General features: G+C 71.6%; 3 protein-coding genes and 1 pseudogene. 3 read left to right on the top strand and 1 reads right to left on the bottom strand.

Going from position 1 to position 3,142, the window contains the following annotated elements; all coding sequences use genetic code 11:
* Positions 1–653: C40 family peptidase (locus tag FRW57_RS19580; RefSeq protein WP_162529432.1), on the top strand; the 653-nt coding region annotated here is incomplete at its 5' end.
* A gap of 33 nt (positions 654–686) precedes the next feature.
* Here the strand turns inward: FRW57_RS19580 and FRW57_RS19575 are convergent.
* On the bottom strand, positions 687–1,205 hold the full coding sequence (locus tag FRW57_RS19575; RefSeq protein WP_137122254.1) for an inorganic diphosphatase: 519 nt from the start codon (positions 1,203–1,205) through the stop codon (positions 687–689).
* A gap of 92 nt (positions 1,206–1,297) precedes the next feature.
* On the opposite strand from FRW57_RS19575, the gene dacB reads away from it, so the two are divergent.
* Together dacB and FRW57_RS19565 are read left to right on the top strand one after the other, a co-directional pair.
* Complete coding sequence (gene dacB, locus FRW57_RS19570) at positions 1,298–2,884, top strand: D-alanyl-D-alanine carboxypeptidase/D-alanyl-D-alanine endopeptidase (protein WP_137122253.1); 1,587 nt, start codon at positions 1,298–1,300, stop codon at positions 2,882–2,884.
* Positions 2,885–2,961: 77 nt separating this feature from the next.
* Positions 2,962–3,142: pseudogene (locus tag FRW57_RS19565) on the top strand (zinc-dependent metalloprotease); the annotation flags it as partial.

Below are 3,142 nucleotides of genomic sequence, written 5' to 3'. Positions count from 1 at the left end.
AGGAGGAGGCCGCTCGGGAGGCTGCCGCCCAGAAGGCCATGGAAGAGGCCGCTGCGAGGGCGGCCGCCCAGGAGAAGGCGCGCGAGCGGGCCGCCCAGGAGGCGCGTGCCGAGGCGGCGCGACGCGCAGAGTCGCAGCGGCAGCAGGAGGTAGCGGCCCGACGGGCAGCCGCGCAGAAGGCCCGGGAGCAGAAGGCCGCCGACGAGCGGGCCGCCGCCGAACGCGAGCAGGCGCAGGCCATTCCGGTTTCCGCACCCGAACCGGCCCCGGCTCCGTCCGGACCGGCGAGTGGTGCGAGCGCCGCCATCGCGTTCGCTCGTGCCCAGCTGGGTGACCGCTACGTCTGGGCCGCGGACGGCCCGAGCACCTGGGACTGCTCTGGTCTGACCCAGGGGGCGTGGCGGGCCGCGGGCGTGTACCTGCCGCACCAGTCAAAGCTGCAGTACAACGACACGATGCGCGTGCCGATCAGTGAGCTGCAGCCCGGCGACCTGGTGTTCTACGGGTCCTCGCCGTCGACCATCTACCACGTCGCCCTCTACATCGGAGGCGACACCATCATCGAGGCGCCGTTCGCGGGCGGTTACGTCCGCACCTACTCAGTCTTCCGCTACGGCGACCTGCTGCCCTACGGCGGTCGCGTCCTGTCCTGACCGCAGCGACGCGCTGGGTCCGAAGGACCCGACTCAGGCGTGCGGTCCGGGCCAACGAGCGGTGGTCATCCCGGCGTCCTTCGCCCGCTGGATGGAGGCCAGGATCTCCTGCTCGGACTCCTCCCGGCCGGCCCAGTGGGCGCCCTCGACCGACTTGCCCGGCTCGAGCTCCTTGTAGGTCTCGAAGAAGTGCTGGATCTCGAGCCGGTCGTACTTGCTCACGTGCTCCAGCTCGGTGATGTGTGACTGGCGGGGGTCGTCGGCCGGCACGCACAGCACCTTGTCGTCGCCGCCGGCCTCGTCACGCATCCGGAACATCCCGATCGCCCGTGCCGCCACCAGCACGCCGGGGAAGGTCGGCTCCTCGAGCAGCACGAGGGCGTCGAGCGGGTCTCCGTCCTGCCCGAGTGTGTCCTCGATGTAGCCGTAGTCGGCCGGGTAGCGGGTCGAGGTGAAGAGCATGCGGTCCAAGCGGATTCGGCCGGTGAGGTGGTCGACCTCGTACTTGTTGCGCTGACCCTGCGGGATCTCGATCGTGACGTCGAACTTCATGGGAGGCCCCTTCTGGGTCTTTCGCGGTCCACGGGTGGCTTAGGCTCGCTCGCAAGTGTCCCGTATCCGCACCCGCGTCGTTAAGGGGGGTTGTGCGTCTCGTCAAAGTCGTCTCGGGGGTCATCGCCGTGTCCGTCGTGGCCGTGGTGGGCTATGGCGCCCTCGACGTCTACGACAAGGTGCCCGGCGTCCTCACCCGCGACCAGACGACCTCGGCGCCGAGCCCGAGGACCGGCCAAAGCTCCACGTCCGGTGCGGCCACTGCCGAGCAGCACACCGAGCAACACACCAGGATCGCGCCGGTCAGCAACCCGCGGCCGCCGCTGCCGCGGCTCGAGGCCGGGGCCCCGGTGCCGACCGAGAAGGGGCTGCGGACCTTCCTCGCCGGCGCGTTGCGGGACAAGCAGCTGGGCAACTCGCTCGGCGTGACGATCCGGGATGCGTCGACCGGGAAGCACCTGCTCGACCTCAGCGCATCCGCACCCCGCACCCCGGCGTCGACCACCAAGCTGCTGACCGCGGCGGCGGTGACCACCACCTTGGACCCCGGCGGTCGCTTCACGACCAAGGTCGTCCAGGGATCGAGCCCGCGCAGCATCGTACTGGTCGCGGGAGGCGACAGCCTGCTCAGCCCCGGCAAGGGCGACCGCTCCTCGACGTCGGGCCACGCCGGGCTCGACGAGCTCGCAGCCGAGGTCAAGGCATCGCTGGCCAGGTCGCCGCGCCCGAGCAAGACCAGCAAGTCAGCCAAGTCAGCCAGTTCGAAGCCGCTGCGGCTGACCGTGGATGACTCGTATGCCGCGGGGCCGCTGCACGCGCCCGGCTGGAGCCAGGGCGTCATCAACCAGGGATTCGTCGGCGGCGTGGCCATGCTCGGTCTGTCCACGCAGCGCGCCACGACCGGCCACCCAGCCTCGACCGACCCCGTGATGAGCACGGCGTGGGCCTTCCGCGAGGCGTTGGCCCGGCATGGGGTCACAGTGGCCGACGCCGTGGAGCGCGGCCGCGCTCCGTCCTCCGGGCGCACACTGGGGGCGGTGCGTTCGGCACCGATCGGCGACGTGCTCGCGTTGGCCCTCGACCAGAGCGACAACGCGCTGACCGAGCAGCTCGCTCGCATCGCCGCCGCGCACGAGGGCGCCCGGACCGACTTCCCGTCGGTCGCCCGGTGGGTGACGCGCACGGTCAAGGGTCTCGGCATCGACGTCACAGGAGTGCACCTCGTCGACTCCTGTGGGCTGTCCACAGGCACCAGGATCCCTGCCCGTGTGATCGGTGATGTGCTCACACTGGCGACGACCGGGCGGGACCGGGCCCTGCAGAGCGTGCTCAGCCAACTGCCCGTCGCCGGGCTGACCGGTACCCTCTACGACCGCTTCCTCAACCCGGAGGCGCGGGTCGCCGACGGGATCGCGCGCGCCAAGACCGGCAGCCTGCCGGGCGTCTCCTCGCTGGCCGGCACCGTGCTCGACCGGGACGGGCGGCTGCTCGTCTTCGTGCTGATCGCCGACAACGTGCGGCCCTTCACGCCCCCGGCCAAGGGCAAGGCCGCAGGCGGCTCCCGCGAGCGGCCCGGGAGCAAGGGAGTGAGTGGCAATGCGTGGGTCGCCATGACGCAGGTGCGGCGGGGACTCGACGCGGTCGTGGCTCGCTTGGCCGACTGCGGCTGTCGCGGCTGAGCGAAGAACACTCAAAGGAGCGCCACAGCCGCCGGGGATCGCGACCCCCGACACGACAAACCCGTACGGTGTTGGCCATGGCAACCACTTCGACCTCCGGCGCGACCGGGCCGCACGAGCTGGTCGACTGGGACTTCGCCGGGGCCACGGGCCGCCGGCTCGTCCCGGCCGGCCCCAAGGTGACGGCAGCGGAGGCGTCCTCCGTGGTCGAGGAGCTGCGCGCCGACGCGGAACGGGCCCGCACCCCGGTGGCGGAGA

Origin of the sequence: Segeticoccus rhizosphaerae, assembly GCF_009192725.1 — a bacterium.
GTDB classification, from domain to species: Bacteria; Actinomycetota; Actinomycetes; order Actinomycetales; family Dermatophilaceae; genus Segeticoccus; species Segeticoccus rhizosphaerae.
The sequence above is the reverse complement of the archived record's forward strand: the minus strand, read 5'-3'. Positions and strand labels throughout refer to the sequence as shown.

Bases quoted from the DNA above. Each gene is read 5' to 3' on its own strand.
- FRW57_RS19575 (WP_137122254.1), bottom strand. From the start codon at position 1,205: ATGAAGTTCGACGTCACGATCGAGATCCCGCAGGGTCAGCGCAACAAG.